Annotated in this window: 4 protein-coding genes; all 4 read left to right on the top strand. The window is 54.7% G+C overall.

Features of this window, described 5'->3' with window-relative positions; all coding sequences use genetic code 11:
• Positions 1-799: FMN-binding glutamate synthase family protein (locus ACFDSS_RS14005; protein WP_375256336.1), on the top strand; the 799-nt coding region annotated here is incomplete at its 5' end.
• Positions 800-843: 44 nt separating this feature from the next.
• Positions 844-1455 carry a YitT family protein gene (locus ACFDSS_RS14010; RefSeq protein ID WP_375256337.1) on the top strand — a complete coding sequence of 204 codons (612 nt, stop codon included), beginning with the start codon at positions 844-846 and terminating at the stop codon, positions 1453-1455.
• Between the two features lie 538 nt (positions 1456-1993).
• Positions 1994-2893, top strand: a complete 900-nt coding sequence (msrP, locus tag ACFDSS_RS14015; protein WP_375256338.1) for a protein-methionine-sulfoxide reductase catalytic subunit MsrP — start codon at positions 1994-1996, stop codon at positions 2891-2893.
• A 50-nt stretch (positions 2894-2943) separates the two neighbouring features.
• On the top strand, positions 2944-3561 hold the full coding sequence (gene msrQ, locus ACFDSS_RS14020; RefSeq protein WP_375256339.1) for a protein-methionine-sulfoxide reductase heme-binding subunit MsrQ: 618 nt from the start codon (positions 2944-2946) through the stop codon (positions 3559-3561).
• Positions 3562-3905 lie beyond the last annotated feature (344 nt).

Genomic DNA, 3905 nt, shown 5'->3' on the forward strand with positions numbered 1-3905 from the left:
GGATAAGGTGCAGGCGTTCCATTTCAAAGGCGGGCAGGGGGCGAAGACTGGCACTGGCGGGCATCTTCCCGGCCATAAGGTGAAAGGCAAGATCGCCGACGTGCGCGGGCTGGAAGAAGGGCAGGACGCGATCTCGCCTCCGCGGTTCCCCGATTGGACGACACCTGCGCAAACTAAAACTTTCGCGGATGAGGTCCGTGACCGGACCGGCGGTATTCCGATAGGCTATAAGTTGTCGGCGCAGCACATTGAGAAGGACATTGATGCAGCCCTTGAGGTTGGTGTTGACTACGTCATCCTTGATGGACGCGGCGGTGGCACAGGTGCAGCGCCGACGATCTTCCGCGACAATATCTCTGTGCCCACAATCCCGGCTTTGGCGCGGGCGCGGCGGCACCTGGACTTGTTGGGGCGGCAGGATGTGTCGCTGGTGATTACAGGGGGCCTGCGCAAGCCTGCGGACTTCATCAAGGCATTGGCCATGGGCGCTGATGCGATCGCCGTTTCAAATGCGGCGATGCAGGCGATTGGATGTATCGCGATGCGGGCGTGCCATACCAACAATTGCCCCGTCGGGATCGCCTCGCAGCGGCCAGAACTGGCCAGCCGCATCATCGTTGAAAGCTCCGCCAAGCAATTGGCGAATTTCTTCGGGGCGAGCGTGGAACTCATGCAAGTTATGGCGCGCGCTTGTGGACACGATCACCTGTCCAAGTTTAATGCCGACGATCTGACGACATGGAAACGGGATATGGCCGATCTGTCGGGTGTGGCCTTTGGGGGTGTCGTGCGGGCTTAGGATTTTCTGCTTGTAGGTCAGGAATACTGCCCTATATATGCAGCATGTCTGAAACCCACCCAAAATCCGGCCATTCTTTCATCGATGACGTCCAGGGTATTTCGCTGGGAATATTTCTTGCAGGCATTGGCGTGCATATGCTGACAACTGTCGGTCTGATTACTGGCCAGACTGCGGGTATCGCGGTCGTCGTTTCATATCTGACGGGTTATTCCTTCGGTTTGGTCTTCTTTTTGGTGAACATCCCCTTTTACGCTTTGGCATGGAAACGGCTGGGGACGGCATTCACAGTGAAATCACTGATCTCGGTTTCGCTTCTGTCTGTGCTGACAGAGCTTATTCCACTGGGCATGGTGTTCGATCATCTCGACCCGCTGTTGGGTGCGGTCGCATTCGGCGCTTTGACCGGCTTGGGCCTTTTGGCGCTGTTCCGGCACAATGGCTCCTTGGGTGGGTTGGGCGTTGTGGCACTTCTGATCCAGGACACGACGGGGTTTCGGGCGGGTTGGGTGCAGCTGATCTTTGACGGGGCTTTGTTCGGCATGGCGTTCTTTTTGTTCGACACAGAGATCGTCATGTACTCCGTCGTGGGCGCGATTGTTCTGAACCTGATAATTGCGATTAACCACCGGCGTGATCGCTACGTTGCCACGTAAGCAAAAGAGATTGGGTTCCGTGACCTTCCGACTGACCATGAAGCGGTTCGCTGACAGTGCGCATCGCATCTTGCCTGACCAAGGAAGCTATCGCTTTGGTCGCAATTCCATCTTCATATAGCGGTTACCGGCGCGGCGTTCGTCCAAACCTGCGGCCTGTACCGCAGCGACCTACGTTGTGAATCTGCCTGCGTTAGCGGCTGTATCGACGATGTCTTTTGCACCGCGGTTGCTGCGATGAATGTTCCTCTTAGCATGTGATTTCTCCATTGATATGCAGATTCACTGGTCTGGGGATCGGGATTTCTACGCTTGGTTTTGCGACCAGATCACCATGAAATTCCTGTGACTGCCGCATGACCGGTCATCCATTCCGCCAAAGCCGCAACATTTGGCCATTTCCAGTAACACCTGTGTGAAACGCCGTGATAATACGGCCCCGTTTTTGGAACATTTCAATGATCTGGCGGCATCGTGAGACATCTTTCAGGAATTCTCCCCTATATGATCGGAAAGACGCAAACGAACGGAGCACCAAATGGCATACCGCTGGACCAACGACTTGACCAAAGACGACATCACGCCAAAGGCCACTTACTTGAACCGCCGCCAGATACTGGCAGGCACGCTCGGTCTGGGGGCGATTGGTCTGGCTGGCCGTGCATCTGCGCAAAGCGACTTGGAACCCAATACGCTGGAAGAGATTTCCAGCTACAACAACTACTATGAGTTCGGCACGGGCAAGGGTGATCCTGCGGCGAATGCCCACAAGCTTGTGACATCACCTTGGTCAATCAAAGTGGATGGCATGGTCGACAATCCGGGCGATTATGCGCTGGATGACTTGTTGGCGGGGCTGTCTGTTGAAGATCGCGTTTACCGCCTCCGTTGTGTGGAGGCATGGTCAATGGTCGTCCCGTGGAACGGGATCGAACTTGCCGACATCCTCAACAAAGTTGGTGTCCAATCCGGTGCCAAATATGTGGCGTTTGAGACCGTCGTTCAGCCCGACAACATGATTGGCGTGCAGCGCCGTGTTCTTGAATTCCCTTATGTCGAAGGCCTGCGCCTTGATGAAGCGATGCACCCGCTGACGATCATGGCAACCGGTATTTATGATGAGCCGATGTATAATCAAAACGGTGCACCGATCCGTTTGGTGGTGCCGTGGAAGTATGGCTTCAAGTCGATCAAGTCGATCTCGCGGATCACGCTGACGGATCGTGAACCACCGACGAGCTGGAATAAGCTGCAGCCGCGCGAATATGGCTTCTACAGTAATGTGAACCCCACCGTGGATCACCCGCGCTGGAGCCAAGCAACCGAGCGGCGCATCGGAGGAGGCTTGTTTGCATCCCGCCAGGATACGCTGATGTTCAATGGTTATCCGGAAGTTGCTGGCCTTTATGAAGGCATGGACCTGGGCAAGTTTTTCTGATGGGTCGGGCGATGCGCCCTGGATCGTTGCAAAGACAGAAAGTTAAGAAGATGGATATCGCAGGCACCTTGAACGGCGCACTCCGCAAGATACCGGCATGGACGATCTATGTAGGTGGCGCGCTTTATGCTGTTTGGCAATTCTGGCTGGCCCTCAACCAGATCGGCCCTTATCTGGTTGAGCCGATCAACGTTCTTGAACGTGCCTACGGTGAGGTCGGCCTGATCTTGCTGGTCGCGGGGCTTATGGTGACACCACTACGGACGTGGACGGGTATCAACCTGCTGAAGTTCAGGCGCGCGATCGGCGTGACGACGTTTTTCTTCATACTTGCGCATTTCCTCGTCTTCGCAATTCTCGATGTGCAAAGCGTCAGTCGGGTCTGGACCGAGATTGTGAAGCGGCCTTATGTCACCGTGGGTATGGCGTCTTTCGTGATGCTGATTCCGCTTGCTTTGACATCGAACAACCGGTCGATCCGCAAGATGGGCGCTGCGGCATGGCGGAAGATGCACAAACTGACCTATCCGGCAGCCATTTTTGGTGCGGTACACTATTTATGGCTCGTGAAGGGTTTTCAAATTGAACCGCTGATCTACCTGGGCGTGATCCTTGCGCTTGTCGCGACGCGCTATGTTGCTTTCGGGCGGAAAAGGCAGGTTGCGTAAAGGCGTGATTCCATCAGCTTGGACGACTTGATGGCGAACTGGAGACACAAAACGGGCCCAGTACTGCGCCGAAATGGGGGTTCTTGTGGAGGGATCTGTGGATAACCCAAGATCTGGTATGTTCCGTTTCTATTCTGCCTAAGAAAATTGCGTTTACTGCGACCTGAGCAGGCGGATAATTACATCAAGCCCTTAAAAACAGGCAGAAATTTGGGTTTGTGAAAAAAGATGCAGAAAATCTAAAAAACCACTTGCGAGTATTGTCGACTAACCTTAGAAGCCACTTCACCGGATGCGCATCGATGTGTTGACGGTGCGCCAGACGGTCTTTCGGGATACGTGGC

This window comes from Yoonia sp. (assembly GCF_042093035.1).
In the GTDB taxonomy this organism is placed as follows: Bacteria; Pseudomonadota; Alphaproteobacteria; order Rhodobacterales; family Rhodobacteraceae; genus Yoonia.

Coding starts and splice junctions, on each gene's coding strand:
- ACFDSS_RS14010 (WP_375256337.1), top strand. CDS start 844: ATGTCTGAAACCCACCCAAAATCCGGCCATTCTTTCATCGATGACGTC.
- msrQ (WP_375256339.1), top strand. CDS start 2,944: ATGGATATCGCAGGCACCTTGAACGGCGCACTCCGCAAGATACCGGCA.
- msrP (WP_375256338.1), top strand. CDS start 1,994: ATGGCATACCGCTGGACCAACGACTTGACCAAAGACGACATCACGCCA.